Source organism: Streptomyces sp. NPDC005494, assembly GCF_042872025.1.
GTDB lineage: Bacteria > Actinomycetota > Actinomycetes > Streptomycetales > Streptomycetaceae > Streptomyces.
On sequence record NZ_JBIAJR010000001.1, the window covers coordinates 1,083,441 to 1,099,894 of the forward strand.

Sequence of the window (16,454 nt, forward strand, 5' to 3'; positions counted from 1 at the left end):
TTAAGGAGGGCATCGGCGCCGGTTAAAGGTGGGAGCCGGCTCCCGGACCGCCCCGGAACGCTGTGTTCCGGCTCCTCACTCCCCGTGGTCCTCGCCTGCCGCTCCGCCGCCCCACCCGGTGACCCCCGCGTGCCCGTTCGGCCGCGCCGCCGTCGAGCCCGATCCAGATGCGGACCTCCGTGCCGCCGAGCACCGAGCGCCCGATGCGCAGATCTCCGCCGGTGGATTCGGCGACCCTGCGGACGATGTCGAGGCCGAGGCCGGTCGATCCCACCCCGCCCTTCGCGCCGTTGCTCCCGCTGGCTCCCCTGGCCAGGGCGGATTCCGGATCGGGTATGCCGGGCCCGGCGTCCGACACCAGCACGATGACGGCGTCGCCGCTGTGGTGCACGTCGACGGCGAACGCGGTGCCCTCCGGGGTGTGCCGGAAGACGTTGCCGAGCAACGCGTCGAGGGCTGCGGCCAGTTCGGGCCGGCCGACGGGGATGCGTACCGACCGGTCCACGCCCGCGAGGCGCACCGTGCGGCCCTCGTCCTCGGCCAGCGCCGACCAGAAGCCCATGCGTTCCCTGATGACCTCGGAGGCGTCGCACCCGGCTCCGGCGCCCGGGGGGCCCTGGGTCTGGGGGCGCTGCTCGCGTGCCGTACGGATGATCGTGTCGACCTCGTGCTCCAGCTGTTCGACGGCGGCCCTGGTCTGCTCGGCGGCCGGGCCCTCGCCCAGCGAGGCGGCGTTGAGGCGGAGCACGGTCAGCGGGGTGCGGAGCCGGTGCGACAGGTCGGCGGCCAGCTCGCGTTCGTTGGCCAGGAGCTGGACCACCTGGTCGGCCATGGAGTTGAAGGCGACCGCCGCGGAGCGCAGTTCGGTGGGCCCTTCCTCGGGAACCCTGGTTCCCAGCCGCCCCTCGCCCAGGTCGAGGGCGGCGCCCGCGAGGCGCTGCGCGGGCTCCACCATCCGCACACCGAGCCGGTCGGCGACGGCCACCGAACCGACGACGAGCGCCACTCCGACTCCCGCGAGTACCAGCCAGGCGGTGCCGACGCCGTTGGACACCTCGTTCTCGGGCACGAACACCTCGACGACGGCGATGCCTCCGGAGCCGAGCGCCGTGGGCTGGAGCAGCGCGGAGCCGCCCCGGACCTCGGCGATGGCGGCGCGGCCCGACTTCCGTACGGTCTCCAGGTCCGCCCGGGTGGCCCGCCGGGTGCCGATCTCCAGCCGGGAGCCGCCCTGTTCGGGGGCGGGGACGTGCACCGCGAGGCGTCCACGGCCGCCGGGCTCGGTGGACAGGACGGCCCGGGTCAGTTCCTCACGGTCGGTGGTGATGGTGAGGGTGGGGCCGATGGTGGCGGCCTGCCGCTCGGCGTCGGAGAAGGCGCGGTCGCGGGCCATCTCCTTGATGACCAGCCCGAGCGGCACGGCGAACGCGATCACGACCATGGCGGTGACGGCCAGGCAGACCTTGACCAGGGCCCATCTCATGCGGGCTGCCCGGCCGCCGGAGCCGGGGGTTCGAGCTTGACGCCGACTCCGCGCAGGGTGTGCAGATAGCGCGGCCGTGCGGCCGTCTCCCCCAGCTTGCGACGCAGCCAGGAGAGGTGGACGTCGATGGTCTGGTCGTCGCCGTACGACTGCTGCCAGACCTCGGCCAGCAGCTCGCGGCGCGGGACGACGACGCCGGGGCGGCTCGCGAGGAAGGCCAGCAGGTCGAACTCGCGGCGGGTCAGGTCCAGTGCCGTGCCGTCCAGTTCGGCCTGCCGGCGGAGCGGGTCGATGGAGAGTCCGCCGACCTGGAGGACGCGCGGCGGCGGGGCCTGGGCGCCGGGCCCACGGGTGCGGCGCAGGACGGCCGCCATGCGGGCGGAGAGGTGCTCCACCGAGAACGGCTTGGTCAGGTAGTCGTCGGCCCCGTCGTTGAGCAGCCTGACTATCTCGGCCTCGTCGTCACGCGCGGTCGCGATGATCACGGGTACGTCGGTGATGGAGCGCAGCATCTTGAGGGCCTCGCCGCCGTCGAGGTCGGGCAGTCCGAGATCGAGGACGACGACGTCGAAGCGGAAGTGCGCGACCTCGCGCAGCGCTTCGAGCGCGGTTCCGACGCTCCGTACCGTGTGGGAGGCCTCGGTCAGGTGCCGGATGAGGGCGGAACGTACGAACTGGTCGTCCTCGACCACGAGCACACTAGGCATGCGCCGCACCGTAGCCCATCCGGAGGAACACGGTCCCCTCCAGGACAGCGCGTGGACGGGTGGTGCAGGATGTGCCCGATGCAACGAGGACTCGTACACGTGATCGCGTGGTCGCTCGCCACCGGGGCGGCGGTCACCCTGTCGTGGTGGGGCGTGCACACCGTCATGTCGGGGACGGCGTACGACCCTCCGCTCGCCGTTCCGATCTCGGTGGAGGCGCGGGGCGGTCAGGCCACGGACGAGCCGGTGTCGTCCTCCACCCACCGCGCGCTGCCGTCAACGACCCGCTCGCCCTCGGCCTCGCCGTCCCCGAGCAGTGCCGCCCCGTCCCGCGCGCCGGCCTCCCCGCGGCCCTCCGCCCCGCCGTCGGGCGACCGGAGCCCTGCGGAGTCCCGGCCGCCCTCGGCGGCCTCGGGCAAGATGAAGAGCTACCCGACACGAGGCGGCCGGGTCGTCCTGGAGCTGGCGGACGACTCTGCCGAGCTCGTGTCGGCCACGCCGGAGACGGGCTGGTCGATGCAGGTGTGGACGAACCCGGAGTGGATCCGGGTGGACTTCGGCGACGGGGCGGGCGCGACGGTCTCCGTCTTCTGCACCTGGAACGGACATCCGCCGATCGTCGAGGTCGTCGACCAGTGAGCCCGCCCCGTCCGTGATCACCCGGAGACGGCGGAGGCGCCGGAGGGGCCGAGCGGGGCCAGCGCGTCGAGCTCGTCCCGGATCTCCTTCTCCAGCTCCAGCTCCAGCCCGTCCATGGCCTCGTCGAGCTGGGCCACGCTGCTCACGCCGAGCACCGGCATGACGGGCACCGGGCCCCCGGCCATCCATGCCAGGGACAGCTGGTTGGCGGTCACTCCGAGCCGTCCGGCCAGTTCGCGCAGCCTGCTCAGCCGCCGCTCGTTCACAGGGCTGCGGTACTCGGGCGAGAGCGGCCGGTCCGCCCGCGTGAGGGCACCCTGGAGCAGCGGCGAGTACCCCTGGAGCAGCGCGCCGTGCTCGCGGGCGTGGGCGAACAGGTCGTGGTCCAGCGGAAGCTGCGGCCGGATGTCGGCCGCCGGGTCGGGCCAGAGGTAGGAGTGGCGTGCCTGGATCACCCTCGGGGCCGCCGTCGTCGGGTCGTCCGCGGCGAGGCGTGCCGCCTCGGCCAGCCGGGCGGCGCCCGGGTTGCTCGCGCCGACGACACCGACCCGCCCCGAGCGCACGAGCTCCGAGAGGGCGCCCAGGGTGTCGGCGAGCGGCGTCCTCGGGTCGTCGGCGTGGCTGAAGTACACGTCGACGGAGGGGCGCCCCAGCCGCTCGGTGCTCCGCTCGAACTGCTTGAACACCACGTCGGGGGCCAGCCCTTCGGCGGATTCGGGGAACGGCCCGTCCAGCGGATCGGGCAGGCAGCCGACCTTGGTGGCGATCAGCATCTCGTCCCGGACGCCCGCAGCGGCCAGCCAGCGGCCGATGACCAGTTCCGACTCCTCACCCGTGCCGCCGGGCGACCAGAAGGCGTAGCAGTTCGCGGTGTCCAGCAGCCGGCCGCCGCGCTCGGTGTAGCGGTCGAGGATCTCCCGTGACGTCCTCTCGTCGACGGTGGTGCCGAAGTACATGGTGCCGAGGGCGACTCGGGTGCCTCGGAGCCGGTCCATGACCGACTCTCCGTAGACCGTCGTCAGCATGCGTCGTCCTTTCGTCGGTGGTGCGGTGAGGAGGAGGGAACGTGGGAGGCCGGAGCGTGGGTCGCGGGGACTGGGCGGGGTGTCCGCGCGGCCAACGAACCGTAGCCGAAGGCGAGTACGTCAGCAGCCGCCAGAACCAGCCGACTGGCGGCGGCGGCCGCGGCGGCCTCCGGGGCGGGCAGGACGGAGGCGAGGGACACCGCGAGCAGCGCCTCCCGCACCCCGAGCCCGTCCGGGACGACCACCACCAGACTGCTGAGCGAGGTCGCCACGGCGAACCCCGCGACACAGGGCACTACGGCCGCGAGCGGGTCGGCGCCCAGGGCGACCGCGAGCAGCCAGAGATGGACACCGGTCACGACCCACGACACGGCGCACAGCCACACGGAGCGGCGCAGCACGGGGAGCGGGACCGGCGCCAGCCTGCGGGCCAGTGACGGCACCGTCTTCACCAGCCGCACGGAGAGCGCCAGCAGCCGGGGCAGGACGAGCAGCAGAACCGGGACCAGGGCGGCGGCCACGAGCGCCGCCCCCGTCCCGTAGGCGTGCCGCGCCAGGGCGGCCAGCCCCAGCACCCCGCCGGTGCCGAGGGACACGGCGGCGTACAGCCCGAAAGCGGCGGTGAAGTGGAAGACGGTGATCCCCGAGGCCGCCGCGAGGCGGGACTGGAGCACGATCGACCACATCACCCCCGGTACGTACTTGCCCAGTTGGCCCGCCGCGAATATGCGTACGGCCGAGGGGCGGGACAGGGGGACCGACAGGGCCTGGAGGGGTTCGCGCCAGGAGAGTGCCGTCAGCCACAGCCCCGCCAGCGCCGGGACCAGGGCCAGGGGCAGCACGGGTCCCAGCAGTCCGACGGCCGTGCGGGTGGCCGCCCCGTCCCGGGCGAAGGAGTGCACCAGGAACCCGGCACAGAGCACGAGCACCACGGCGGTCGTCGTCCCCCGGACCCAGGGGCGCCGCGCGAAGGCCCGCACGGAGGCCCGGCGCCCCCGGCCCTCCGGGGGCGCCCCCTCACCGGAGACAGCCGGTCCAGGCACGGTGCCTCCGGGCGCCGTCCTAGACATCGGCGACCGCGCCGCCCGTGGCCGGCGGGTTGGAGTAGCGGCGCCTGAAGGACGGTGAGCCCGTCCAGCGGACCGCCCCCACCAGGGCGGCCACCCCGGTGGTAGCGGTCATCAGGGTGTGCAGCCCGGCCATCAGCGGCAGGGCACGTACGCCAGCCGTCGCGCGCAGGAACTTCAGCAGGCCCCACTCCTCGGCGACGAACACCGCCGCCCCCGCCGTGGCCGCGATCGCGCCCGCCACCGGCCACAGGGGCGCCGCGGCGAGCCCCGCCAGCGCCAGACCGGTACCGGCGACCGCCTTCGGGCGGTAGGCGGTGTCCGAAAGCTGTGGTCTGCCCGCACGGTCGCGGTCGCCGAACAGCGCGACCAGGGGGACCGAGCGGCGGTACTGCTTGCGCAGCAGAATCCCGATCCTGTCGTCGTCGTCGTGCCGGCCCACGATTCGGGGGTCGAGCAGCACGGTCGAGACGGCCGAGAGGCGAGCCCCGTACTCCACGTCCTCGGTGTCGCGCAGGCTCTCGTCCAGGGGACCCGCGCGGTCGTAGGCGGCGCGGGGCATCGCCCCGAGTGAGAAGTACGCGGCCTTGACCTCGCCCGCCGTGCGACGCCGCCAGTAGTGCCCGTGCAGCACCTTGTAGCGCTCCACGGCACCGTCGTCGATCAGCGGTACCGAGTCGTAGATGCCGCACACGAAGCCGATCCGCGGATCCGACTCCAGTACGTCCACCGCGCGCCGGACGGCGTCGGGGCGCAACGCGATGTCGGAGTCGAGGAAGAAGAGGACGTCACCGGTGCTGTGCCGCACCCCGGTGTTGCGGGCGGCGGAGACCCCCGCGTTGGCCGTACGGATCAGCCGTACGGGGAACTCCTCGGCGATCCGGGGGGATTCGTCGGTGCTGCCGTCGTCGACGACGACGATCTCGATGTGCGGATAACTCTGGGCGGCCACGGCCGTGAGGCACTGGCGGATGGTCCGCGCGTAGTTGTAGTTGGGAATGATGACGGAGACAAGGGTCGGTCGCACGAGCACACCTCACAGGAGTCGGCCGGCGGCCAGGCAGGCCAGCCACAGCACGGCGTTGATCACGAGCGGCACATCCGTGAGCACATCCCGTCCGGGCTCCCCGCCGCTGCTCCTGACCGCCACCATCTGGACGTAGCGGCAGACGGCGAAGACGGCGAAGGGCACGGTGGCGACGGCCAGTACGGCCGCGTGCGGATGGGGCGCGGACAGGACGAACAGCTCGTAGCTGATCAGCGTGGCGGCCAGCAGCAGGGTCATGAGCTGGTCGAGCAGCGGCACCGAGTACCCGGCGAGGGCCGGGCGCTGGGCGGAGGCCTGCCCGAGCAGGTCGGCGGCGGCCAGTTCGTGCCGGCGCTTGCCGAGCGAGAGCAGCAGGCAGGTGCAGTAGACACAGATGATCAGCGCGGGGTTGAAGGGCGCCGCCACCGCCACGCAGCCCGCCACGGCGCGCAGGACGAATCCGGAGGCGACCAGGCTGACGTCGACGAGCGAGTGGTGCTTCAGCGCCAGGCAGTAGGCCAGGTTGATCACGCCGTACCCGGCGATCGCCGCCTGGGCGGCGCCCGGGAGGACCGCCGCGCAGGCGACCGTGGTCGCCAGGCACGTCGCGCCCAGCAGCGCCGCCCCGACCGGGCCTATCCGCCCGCCGGCCAGGGGCCGGTGGCGTTTGACCGGGTGCAGCCGGTCCCGTTCACGGTCCAGCCAGTCGTTGAGCACGTAGACGGCCGCCGAGGCCGCCGTGAACGCCACGACCGCGGCGACGCCGCGTCCCGGGTGCCGCGTCAGGGCGGCGGGGTCCAGGGCCAGTGGGACGACCAGGACGAAGATGTTCTTGATCCACTGCCTGGGCCGCAGCAGCACCAGCGGCGCGGGCATCCTCCTCCGGCGCCTCGGCGGTGTGCGGACCGCGCCCGCCCCCGGAGGGGAGGCGGACCGCTGGCGCCCGCGCCATTCGCGTAACGGGACCTCGGCGGTCACGACGGCGGTGGCCGCCCCGCGCGACGGGGGCGCCGGGACCGTCCGGCTCTCCGCGCTCCCGGTCTTCACGGCGTCCCCGCCACCGGCCCGGTTCACAGCCGCCCGCCGGGGAGCAGCCGCCGGAACGCCTCTTCGTGGGCGTCGAGGAACGCGTCCCCGCCGAACAGCTTGGTCGCCGTCTCCGCTCCGGCCCTGCGGTCCTCGTCCGGCAGGTGAGCCATCTCCAGCAGTGCCTCGCGCAGCGCCTCGGGGTCCCGGGGCGGAACCAGCCGCCCGAAGCCGGTGGACGCCACCGGGTAGCGGGAGCCGGACAGGTCGGTGCTCACCGGGGGGACCCCGGCCATCATGGCCTCGACCTGCACGATGCCGAAGGACTCGGAGATCGACGGGAGCGCGAAGACGTCGATCGAGGCGTAGAAGTCGCGTACCGCTTCGCCCCGCAGCAGCCCGGTGAAGCGGATCCGCGGGTCGTCGCCGGCCTCCGCGCGCAGCTCGGCGATGTTGCTGCCGCCCGCGACGGTGGTGTAGTCCCCCGCGATCAGCAGCCTGGCCTTCGGGTCGGACATCGAGCGGAAGGCGCGGATGAGGTACTCGATGCCCTTGTCGACGGTGATCCGCCCCATGAAGCCGATGTGCAGCCCGTCGCCGTCGCGCAGCCGCGGCGAACCGCCGTTGCGGTCGACGCAGGGCGAGGAGATGGGGACGAGCCTGCGGCGGCGGATCGTCGGCCAGATCCGCGAACCCCGCGCCTGGTCCTCGCTGTTGGTGATGACGATGTCCGCCTTGCGGACCGCCACCTTGCAGACCTCGTCGACGGCGCGCATCCCGAAGCGGTTCACCGGGCTGTCAGGCAGGAACACGTCGATGTGGTACGTCACGACGAGACGGGCGCTGCCCTTCAGCGCGGCGACGAAGGCCGCCTCGGGGTTGGGCAGGTGCATGTGGAGGATGTCGGAGCGGGCGGCGAGACGCCGGGCCAGCAGCGGCAGCGCGGGGGACACGAAGCCGCGGCTGATGTTGGCGAGAACGGGCGCCCGGAAGACATGGACGCCGTTGATCACCTCGTACCGGGGCAGCTTCGGGTCGTGCTGGGCGCACACCACCGCGATGTTCCAGCCCCGGGCGGCCAGACCCTCGGCGGTCAGCCGCGCGGCCTCTGTCAGGCCGCTGACGTAGGGGGCGTAGTAGTCGAGCATCACCGTCACGTGGAACCGGCTGGGGCGCATGGTGGATCCCTCGCTCAGGGGGTTGTCCTGCGGGCTCATCGGGTCTCCTTCGGGTGTCCGGAGGCGGTGGGGTCGGGAACGACGAGTCGGATCTCCTGGGCCGCGTGGTCCGAGAAGTCCCCGCCGCCGTCGAAGCGGTAGCCGGGCACGGCCAGGTCCTCGGTGGTGAACAGCCAGTCCAGCCGCCACAGCCGGGGCAGCGGGTAGTCGGAGACGGGCCAGGAACGGGCGGGCAGGACTCCGCTCCCGGGGCTGTGCACCTGGGTGCCCGGGGCGGGGTCGAGGAGGCCGCCCGTCCAGGGTGAGTTGAAGTCCCCGGTCAGCAGGGCCGGGTGGGGGTTCTCCGCGAGATCGGAGCGCAGGGCGTCCAGTTCGCGGTCGCGCCATTCGTACTGGTCCCGCAGGAAGCGGTAGAAGCGGCCGGAGAGCGGGTTGTCGCCGACCTGGAAGGGGACCGGCATGTGCACGTTGTAGAAGGAGACCGTGCGGTCCCCGACCCGGATGTCGGTGCGCTGCGCCTTGCTTCCCTCGTGGTACCAGGCCGTGCCGGTGTCCGGGACGCGGCGGTGGTGCTCGGCGACCACGGGCAGCCGGGAGAGGGTCAGCAGCTCCCCCTCGACGGAGACGTGGTAGCCGGGGAACTCCTTGCGCAGCCGGGCCGTGTCATCGATCCTGACCGGCTCGTCCCCCTCCCAGTAGAGGTACTCCTGGAGGAGGTACACATCGGCGTCCTGGGCCCGCAGGAAGGCGTAGAAGTCCTGCTTGTCGTCGTCCATCTGCCAGTAGTCCGTGCTCCAGGCGAACACCTTGACCTCGGTGCCGCCGGCGGTGGTGCCCGTGCTGCCGCCCGGCCGGCCGGGTCCGAAGCCGGACAGGTGGGCGCCGGCCAGGAGCAGGAGCACCAGCACGGGGGCCAGCCATCGGCGTACCGGCCGGGCGAGCGGTGTCACCGCGAGGAGCAGCAGCGGCACGGCCACCAGCGTCAGCGGGGGTACCGCCTCGACGAGCAGCCACAGCCACCAGTTCCCCGCGAGCAGGACGTGCAGGCCGAGGAGCAGGGTCCAGGCGGCGCAGGCCCCCACCAGCAGGCGGGTGCCCCGGCACCAGCGGCGGGCCCGGGGGGCTTCTCCGGGCCCTTCGGCCGCGGACCCGCCCGGGGAGGGCGCGGACTCGGTGTCCCCTTCCGCGCCGGTGGGTTCGTGCGTGGGGGGTACCTCGTCCGTGCCGGGGAGACCGGAAACGGGCATGGGTGTCCCCGGCACTCGGGCTCCGGCCATGTCAGAAGAAGACCTTCGCGAGACCGAGGGCTCCCTGACGCCAGGGGTCCGTGCTGGTCCGGCCACCGTCCCGGCTCACCGCCGGCGGGGCGGCCGAGCGCTGCCCGCGCCACCAGGAGTACGTACGCAGGATGGCTTCCCGGTTTGACTGGCGGGGCCGGAAGCCGAGCCGTTCCTGTGCCTTGTCGACGCTGACGTAGGAGTCGTCGAGCAGCTTGTAGAGCAGCCGCCCGTACACCGGGGAGATCCCCGTACGCTCCAGCGCCCGCAGCACCGCGACGGCGGGACGGCCCGGGATCGATCTGACCGACTTGCCGTGCCCCGCCGCGTCCAGGACCGCCTGGAAGTCCTCGCGCAGGGTGGCGAACTCGACGGCGCCGATGTTGTACGTGTCGTGCGCGACCTCGTCCGGGGCCCGCAGCACGGTGATCACCGCGTCCACGAGGTCGTCCAGGGCGAGCATCTGGATGCGTACGTCGCCGCGGCCGAGCACCGGGAAGTTGCGGCCCTCCTCGGCCCACTGGAAGAGCATGTCGAACAGGCCCATGCGGCCCGGCCCCACGAAGGTCTTGGGCCGCAGCACCGGCAGGCACATGCCCTCGGCGCGGTACCGCTCGGCGACCTTCTCCGCCTCCGCCTTGGCCCTGCTGTAGGTGTCCACCGGCTCGTGCGGATGGTCCTCCGGAGTCGGCACCCGCTTGGGCAGCCCGTACACAGCGGTCGAGGAGATGTGCACGACCCTCGGGGTCCGTACGGTCCTGGCCGCCTCCAGCACGGTGGTGGTGCCTTCGACGACGATGGACCGGATGTCGGCGGCGGGGTAGCTGGGCAGCGCCGACGCGCAGTGCACGAGGGCATCGGCGCCGTCGAGCGCCCTGCGCACAGCGCCCGCGTCCCGGATGTCTCCGGTGGAGGAGGTCAGGCCGGAAGCGGCCGGCACCGGCCTGAGGTCGAAGGCGTGGACCTCTCGCCCCTCCTTCAGCAGCCGCTCCACCAGGTGCGCGCCGAGCACACCGGCGGCTCCGGTGACCGTGACGCGGCCGGGCAGTGCGGACAGGGCGCCCTTCTCGTTCCCGGGGTTCACCACAGCGAGCTCACCCGCTCCTTCATGAAGCGGGCCAGCAGCCGGCTCATGCCCTCGGAGAGGGTGGCGTCCAGGGCGTCGAGGAAACGTTCCACCTCGTCCGGTCCTGCCACCAGGGGCGGGCTCACGACCAGCGGGCTGCGGCCGTTGAGCGTGTAGTAGGAGTAGACGTCGTGCTTGCGGTACAGGGTGTCGATCACCGCCGCCGTGATGATCTTCGTACGGATCAGCGGGTCCTTGGCGAGACCGCCGGCCGGCAGCTTGCCCACCAGGTCGAGGATCTTGGGGCCGCCGGAGAGGAAGACCCCGAACAGCGCCCCCGATCCGCGCACGTCGGCGATCAGGTCCGGGTAGGTCTTCTGGATGCGTTCCAGCCCCGGCCGCAGGACGTCCTCGATGGCACGGGCCCGCGCCGGGTAGTCGTCCTCCACCGCGACGGAGATCGCCTCGATCGCGGTCGCGGTCTCCTCGCCGAAGCCGTAGTACGTCGTACTCGTGCTCTGCATCATGGCGTCCGTCATGTTGTCGTACACCTTGCGGAAGACGGGTTCGCGTGCCACGAAGGCGGAGATGGAGGACTTGCCGCCGCCGAACGACTTCGAGGTCGTCACGACGTCCGGCACCAGGCCCTCGTAGCGGGTGAAGTGGAACATGCTGCCGGTCTTGCCCCAGCCGGTGTAGATCTCGTCGAAGATCAGGATGATGTCCTCGGCCGTGCAGAGTTCGCGCAGCCCACGCAGGAACTCCTCGGAGCACCAGCGAATCGTGGACGCGCTGAACGGCTCGATGAGCAGCGCGTACACATCGCTGCGGCCGTTCGCGTCGCGGGCCTCGGCCAGCGCCCGGCGGACGGATTCGAGGTCGCCGTAGGCGAAGGTGCCGATACCGGGGATGGTCGGGAAGTCGAAGTGGTTCTGGGTGCTCCCGGTGAGCCCTCCGGAGCCGAGCAGCTTTCCGTGGAAGCTGATGTCGGCCCGCAGAATCCGCTTGCGCTTGCCACCGTGGTACTTGTACGCCATCTTGACGGCCCCCTCCACCGCCTCCGCACCGGAGTTCGGCAGGAAGGAGCGGTTGAGGTCGCCCGGCAGAACGGCCGCCAGGTTGTGGCCGAGAGCGGCCAGATAGGGCGAGAAGTAGGTCTTGTGCACCTCCATCCGCCGCTGTTCCTGGAAGCGCTTGCGGGCCGCCACGATCCGCGGGTGGTTGTGCCCGTGGTTGAGTACGCCCACGCCACCGGTGAAGTCGAGGATCCTGCGTCCGTCGCGGGTGTGGACGTAAGCGCCCTCCGCGTGGTCGACGAGCTCCTGGCCGAAGCCGAAGGAGGTCATCAGCCTGACCTGGCTCTTGTTGATATAGGTGCGGTAGAGATCGTGCACCTCGTCGACGTCGAGCTTCTCCGCCTCGTCGAGAGTGATGAGCTGTGCCATTGGGCCTCTCCCATGCAACGTCATCGTGCGACATCGTTGTCTGCCGGCACGAACAACGTCGCACGGGAGTGGACCCTGGCACGAGGTGCCACCGGCGTCCGGTGGCGGTACGGCTACTTGTGGACAGCGATCCCCTCGTCGGCCGGAACTCCGGCCGGGGCATCGGTCCGGTCGTCGGCCTCATCGCCCTGGTCATCGGCCGGGACGCCGCCCAGGACGTCGTCCGTGCCACCCTCTGCGGCCTGCCGGCCGATGAGGACACCGGCCTGGAACCGGCTGGTGGCACCGAGTTCCGTCATCAGCGCGGAGATATAGCGACGGCAGGTACGGGTCGCCATGCCCAGCCGCCGCGCGATGACCTCGTCCTTGAGCCCCATGGCCATCAACCGCAGGATGGAGGACCGCAGTTCCGCGCTCACCTGCTGCTGGTCGGCGGGCTCCGCACTGTTGAAGGGCCGGCCCACCTGCCAGGCCGCTTCGAAGGACCGGCAGAGATAGGCCACCAGGGTCGGATCGGTGACGACGGCCGCGCCGGGCGGCTCGGCGCCCTTCCTCTCCTTGGGCACGAAGGCGGTGTGGCGGTCGTAGACGATGAGCCGTTCGGAGAGCTCTGCCGAGGTCCGCACCTCGGCACCCTCTTCACAGATCTGGGCGACATAGCTGCGGGTGGTGAGGCTGGAACGCGCGGTGTGCTGATAGAGCGTGCGGACCCGGACACCGCGCCGCAGTAATTCTTGCGTCTGTACGAGATCCTGCTGAAGAAGTGGCGCCGACCTGCCACCCCCGGGCTGAAGACTCAGGCGTTCTTTGACACAGCGATGCCGGGCGAGGTCGATCTCACGGCGCACCTCGGCGGCATTATCGAGAACGCGTATCGACACATCTGTGCCATGGCGGTGCTCGACTGAGCGATATAATGCTGACAGCGCGTTCAACTGACGGTGAATTCCGGCTATCTGTCTTCGCTGACGGGCGACCGACATCTCCAGCGGCGCAATCAGTTCGACCTCGACGACCTCCGGGTCGAGCGGGATCGCGGGGCCGGCGCCCGGGCTCAACAGGCGCAAGTCCTGTAGTGCGGTGCGCGCTTCGGTGATCCGTACCCGCTCCACACCGAGCTCGGACGCGATCTCCTCGTCGATGAAAACACCGGCTCGCAGCGCTGATCTGTAGGCGTCAACCGCGAGTTCGTCCAACAGTGACTGGCTCTCCACGAGCACCCCTTCGCTCGACGTCCGACGCTTTCCACTTGTGGCCGCGCCATCATAGGACACCCAATGGACCAGGATCGGGACGGTTTTTGCTGGCAAGCTCTTCACGTCCCGAAGAACGGGTGCCGCGCGTTGTCGAATGAATCGAATCGAGGGAGAAACAAAATGGCGCACAATCGCCGGTTTGAAGTCCGTTCCCTGGTAGCGCCCCTCCTGATGGCCGGAATTGCTGGTTCCGTCGGCCTCGCTGTTTTCGCCGGTTCCGTCGTCCCTGTGGGTCCGGGATCAGCCCTCGTCACGAGCGCCGATGACAAATGGGACTCCACGCCTCACACCCCCGGCGAGGGGACGGCCTCGGCCGCTGCCGCCCGGTACTAGCGCGGCCGCGTCCGGGGCGGGGTCCGCCTCAGCGAGGGCTGCTTTTCAGCCGCTCATCGGACGCGCGGGAGGCGAGCGCGATCCTCGCGATCCGCAGAAGGGTCGACGCGCCTCCCGCGCGCAGGTTGTCGAAGACCAGCCACAACAGGAATCCCCTGGAGGTGTGCGGACTCACCCGCACCCTGCCCACATGGAAGCGGTCCGGGTCGCCCGCCGTCAGCGGAGTGGGGACAGAGCCCAGCACATTCCCTTCGCGCAGCACGAACGCTGCGCGCGCCGTGGGACCGTCGTGCGTCACGAGGTCGCCGCACACCACCCGATCGTCGTGCGTCGCGAGGTCGCGCACCACCTGGCCGTCATGCGTCACAAGGTCGTCGTGCACCACGAAATCCGGGAGCGAGGCCAGGAGTTCCACGAGCCCCTGCCGGTCTACCGGGTCGCCGGTCTCCACGAAGAGCGTCGCCCCGTGCCCGCTGACCACCGGCACCCGCACGCAGGTCACCGCCACCTCCGCGTCCGGCAGCCCCAGGACCCGCTGCGTCTCCTCGACGAGGCGCCGTTCCTGACAGCTGGCCCCGTCCTCCAGGAGCCGGTCCACGGCCGGTACGACATTGAACGCCAGGGCGGGGCGGAAGCCGTCTGCGGGCAGCTCCGCCCCCGGGTCGCTCAGCGTCAGCTCGCTGCCCTCCAGCAGTTCGTCGACTCCCTGGTGGCCCAGCCCGGAGGCGGACTCGTATGTACTCATCACCACCTGGCGCACCCCCCGCCACCGCTCGACCGCGTGCAGCAGGAGCGTCAGCGGCACCGTCATGCCGCTGGGCACCGCGACGGCCTCCGGGCACTCGGCCAGCAGGCAGTCGTTGACCGACGGGACGACCAGCGGGACTTCCGGGTGCGCGCTGAAGGCACCGGAGGCGTCTACGACCAGTGCGCCCGCCGCCATCGCCACGGGCACCCATCGGCGGCTCACCGCCTCGCCCGCGCAGAAGAGCACGAGATCGGCGCCCGCGAAGTCGAAGTCCTCCAGGTCGTGCACCGTCTTCGTACGTCCGCCGACGGGAATCTCCCGGCCCGCCGACTGCGCCGAGGCCACGAGCCGTATCTCCCGGTGCCGCATGCGGTGTTCCCCGATGAGTTCGAGGACGGCGGCTCCGAGCGCACCGGTCGCGCCGACCAGGACGATGCAAGGGTCCGCGGAGCGTTGGGCACGTACCATCAGGTACTCCGATCTGGCGAGGGCCGAGCTCAGGCACGCGTTCCGTGGACGGTCCGGCCGGTGGCACATCGTCTCCGTGCCGGAAGGCGCGGAGAGCTCGCGCGGCAGGAACGGCTCAGCCGGTTCCGCGTCGTCGCGACCCCCATGAAAACGCCGAACCCGCGGCTCCGGCACAGGGCGGTGCTGTCAGGAACCGGACAGGCCGGAGCATGCCATCGCACGTCCGGTCGATCCGGTCACCGCGGGCGGCTCAGTCGAAGGTCCCGGGCGGCGGAGCCGGGGACGCCTTGGCACCGGCGTCGGTGACGACGGCGGCGCCTCCCGTGAAGTCGACCAGCGCGCGGCCCTGTTCGACGCGGCCGGGGTGTGGGTCGCTCGCGATCCGCCGGGTCAGTTCGGCGACGGCGACCGGCAGGTCGGAGGCGACGAGGACGGCGTTGCCGAACCGTCGTCCGCGCCAGACCGCCGGGTCGGCGGCCAGGGCCAGTTCGGGGAAGAGCGAGGCGGCCGTGGCGATCTGGCCGCGCAGATGGGCGAGCGGCGGCCCGTCGGCGAGGTTCGCGGCGTACTGCCCGCCGGGCCTGAGCGCCCTGCGTACGTCCGCGAGGAATTCGGCCGAGGTCAGGTGCGCGGGGGTACGGGCGCCGCTGAAGACGTCGGCGATCACGAGATCCGCCCAGCCGTCGGGGACCTTGGCGAGCCCCGCGCGGGCGTCCACCGAGCGGACCCGTATCCGGGCCTGCGGATCCAGCGGGAGCTCCCGTCGCACGAACTGCACCAGGGCGGCGTCGATCTCGGCGATCTGCTGGGTGGAGCGGGGCCGGCTCGCGGCGACGTACCGGGCGAGCGTGAAGGCCCCGCCTCCGAGGTGGACCACCTGGAGGGGCCGGCCGGGGGGCGCCGCGAGGTCGATGACGTGGCCCAGCCTGCGCTGGTACTCGAACGAGAGGTACGAGGGGTCGTCCAGGTCCACGTGGGACTGCGGGGCGCCGTCCATCAGCAGGGTCCAGCCGCGCGGGCGTTCACGGTCGGGCACCAGCTCGGCGAGGCCGCCGTCCACCGTCGCGGAGACGGGCTCCTGCCGGCGCTCGGAGCGCCTGCGGTCGCTCGCCCCCTGTGCCGCACCTCGACGTGCCACGCGCGCTCGTCCTCGCTCACCGGTTCGGGCCGGCTGCCTGGAAGAACCGACGAGGGCGGGAGATCCGCCCACCTCGCCATTATGGCCTCAGCGGCAGTTGTCGGCCGCCTCGATGAGCCGTGCGGCCTGGTCGAGGGCGGCCCGGAGGACGGCCGGGTCGGTGACGGGGGCCTCCGCGGCGGGCGGCAGGAGCCAGCCGCCGCCGATGACGGGCGGCTCGGCGGGGACACGGAACCCGCGGCCGTCCGTCTGCGTACACGCGCTGCCGGGTACGTCCCACGCCGCGGCGGTGCCGGGGGGCACGAGGAAGCCGAGGACGGCACAGGCCCCGTCGTGCAGAACGGGACCGACGGCCTCGTTGTCCGAACCCCTGCGCAGGATGTCGACGGCTTCCAGGCCCTGACGCGCCGGGACGGTCACCAGGTCGCACGGTGTGGTTTCCGGGCCCATGTGAGGCAAGGGAACCCCTCCTCTCGTCTCGGCGGGGCCACGCCCCGTCTCCACATGGACCAACGCGCCGACGGCGTCAAGGGCTACGGCGGCACGCCGCCGCAAAGGGTGGCAGTTCATG

General features: G+C 72.0%; 15 protein-coding genes. 1 reads left to right on the top strand and 14 read right to left on the bottom strand.

Translation table 11 applies throughout. The features are described 5' to 3' along the window. Positions 1-22: 22 nt before the first annotated feature. Together ACFYQ6_RS04815 and ACFYQ6_RS04820 are read right to left on the bottom strand one after the other, a co-directional pair. Positions 23-1,483 carry a sensor histidine kinase gene (locus tag ACFYQ6_RS04815; protein ID WP_388760517.1) on the bottom strand — a complete coding sequence of 487 codons (1,461 nt, stop codon included), beginning with the start codon at positions 1,481-1,483 and terminating at the stop codon, positions 23-25. Further along, on the bottom strand, positions 1,480-2,190 hold the full coding sequence (locus ACFYQ6_RS04820) for a response regulator transcription factor (protein WP_361571739.1): 711 nt from the start codon (positions 2,188-2,190) through the stop codon (positions 1,480-1,482). Before ACFYQ6_RS04820 ends, ACFYQ6_RS04815 begins: the two co-directional genes overlap by 4 nt. Positions 2,191-2,268: 78 nt before the next feature. Between ACFYQ6_RS04820 and ACFYQ6_RS04825 the strand changes: the two genes are divergently transcribed. Continuing rightward, entirely contained in the window at positions 2,269-2,829 is a 561-nt protein-coding gene (locus ACFYQ6_RS04825) for a hypothetical protein (RefSeq protein ID WP_361571742.1), read from the top strand. 17 nt (positions 2,830-2,846) lie between these two features. On the opposite strand, the gene ACFYQ6_RS04830 is transcribed toward ACFYQ6_RS04825, so the two are convergent. The 12 genes from ACFYQ6_RS04830 to ACFYQ6_RS04885 all read right to left on the bottom strand — a co-directional run bounded on the left by ACFYQ6_RS04830 (position 2,847) and on the right by ACFYQ6_RS04885 (position 16,333). After that, the gene (locus ACFYQ6_RS04830) at positions 2,847-3,854 is read right to left on the bottom strand and encodes an aldo/keto reductase (protein WP_388760520.1); all 1,008 of its coding nucleotides are present in this window, start codon (positions 3,852-3,854) and stop codon (positions 2,847-2,849) included. After that, positions 3,848-4,897 carry a lysylphosphatidylglycerol synthase domain-containing protein gene (locus tag ACFYQ6_RS04835; protein WP_361571747.1) on the bottom strand — a complete coding sequence of 350 codons (1,050 nt, stop codon included), beginning with the start codon at positions 4,895-4,897 and terminating at the stop codon, positions 3,848-3,850. The genes ACFYQ6_RS04830 and ACFYQ6_RS04835 overlap by 7 nt, the downstream gene beginning before the upstream one ends. Before the next feature lie 19 nt (positions 4,898-4,916). Further along, positions 4,917-5,948 carry a glycosyltransferase family 2 protein gene (locus tag ACFYQ6_RS04840; RefSeq protein WP_361571750.1) on the bottom strand — a complete coding sequence of 344 codons (1,032 nt, stop codon included), beginning with the start codon at positions 5,946-5,948 and terminating at the stop codon, positions 4,917-4,919. 9 nt (positions 5,949-5,957) lie between these two features. Then, positions 5,958-6,824: a UbiA prenyltransferase family protein gene (locus tag ACFYQ6_RS04845; protein WP_361571753.1), complete on the bottom strand. Its 867-nt coding sequence runs from the start codon at positions 6,822-6,824 to the stop codon at positions 5,958-5,960. A 194-nt stretch (positions 6,825-7,018) separates the two neighbouring features. Next, on the bottom strand, positions 7,019-8,191 hold the full coding sequence (locus ACFYQ6_RS04850) for a glycosyltransferase family 4 protein (RefSeq protein ID WP_241839504.1): 1,173 nt from the start codon (positions 8,189-8,191) through the stop codon (positions 7,019-7,021). After that, entirely contained in the window at positions 8,188-9,399 is a 1,212-nt protein-coding gene (locus ACFYQ6_RS04855) for an endonuclease/exonuclease/phosphatase family protein (protein ID WP_388760524.1), read from the bottom strand. The genes ACFYQ6_RS04850 and ACFYQ6_RS04855 overlap by 4 nt, the downstream gene beginning before the upstream one ends. A gap of 31 nt (positions 9,400-9,430) precedes the next feature. Continuing rightward, positions 9,431-10,516 carry an NAD-dependent epimerase/dehydratase family protein gene (locus ACFYQ6_RS04860; protein ID WP_361571759.1) on the bottom strand — a complete coding sequence of 362 codons (1,086 nt, stop codon included), beginning with the start codon at positions 10,514-10,516 and terminating at the stop codon, positions 9,431-9,433. Then, a complete protein-coding gene (locus ACFYQ6_RS04865; protein ID WP_361571762.1) occupies positions 10,510-11,940 on the bottom strand; it encodes an aspartate aminotransferase family protein in 1,431 nt (476 codons plus the stop codon). Before ACFYQ6_RS04865 ends, ACFYQ6_RS04860 begins: the two co-directional genes overlap by 7 nt. A gap of 113 nt (positions 11,941-12,053) precedes the next feature. After that, positions 12,054-13,154, bottom strand: a complete 1,101-nt coding sequence (locus ACFYQ6_RS04870) for a LuxR C-terminal-related transcriptional regulator (protein WP_388760527.1) — start codon at positions 13,152-13,154, stop codon at positions 12,054-12,056. A 403-nt stretch (positions 13,155-13,557) separates the two neighbouring features. Next, positions 13,558-14,745 carry an aspartate-semialdehyde dehydrogenase gene (locus tag ACFYQ6_RS04875; protein ID WP_361571768.1) on the bottom strand — a complete coding sequence of 396 codons (1,188 nt, stop codon included), beginning with the start codon at positions 14,743-14,745 and terminating at the stop codon, positions 13,558-13,560. A 250-nt stretch (positions 14,746-14,995) separates the two neighbouring features. Next, complete coding sequence (locus ACFYQ6_RS04880; RefSeq protein ID WP_361571771.1) at positions 14,996-15,883, bottom strand: fused MFS/spermidine synthase; 888 nt, start codon at positions 15,881-15,883, stop codon at positions 14,996-14,998. Positions 15,884-15,970: 87 nt separating this feature from the next. Next, positions 15,971-16,333, bottom strand: coding sequence for a hypothetical protein (locus ACFYQ6_RS04885; RefSeq protein ID WP_361571774.1), 363 nt, complete (start codon positions 16,331-16,333; stop codon positions 15,971-15,973). Positions 16,334-16,454: the final 121 nt, after the last annotated feature.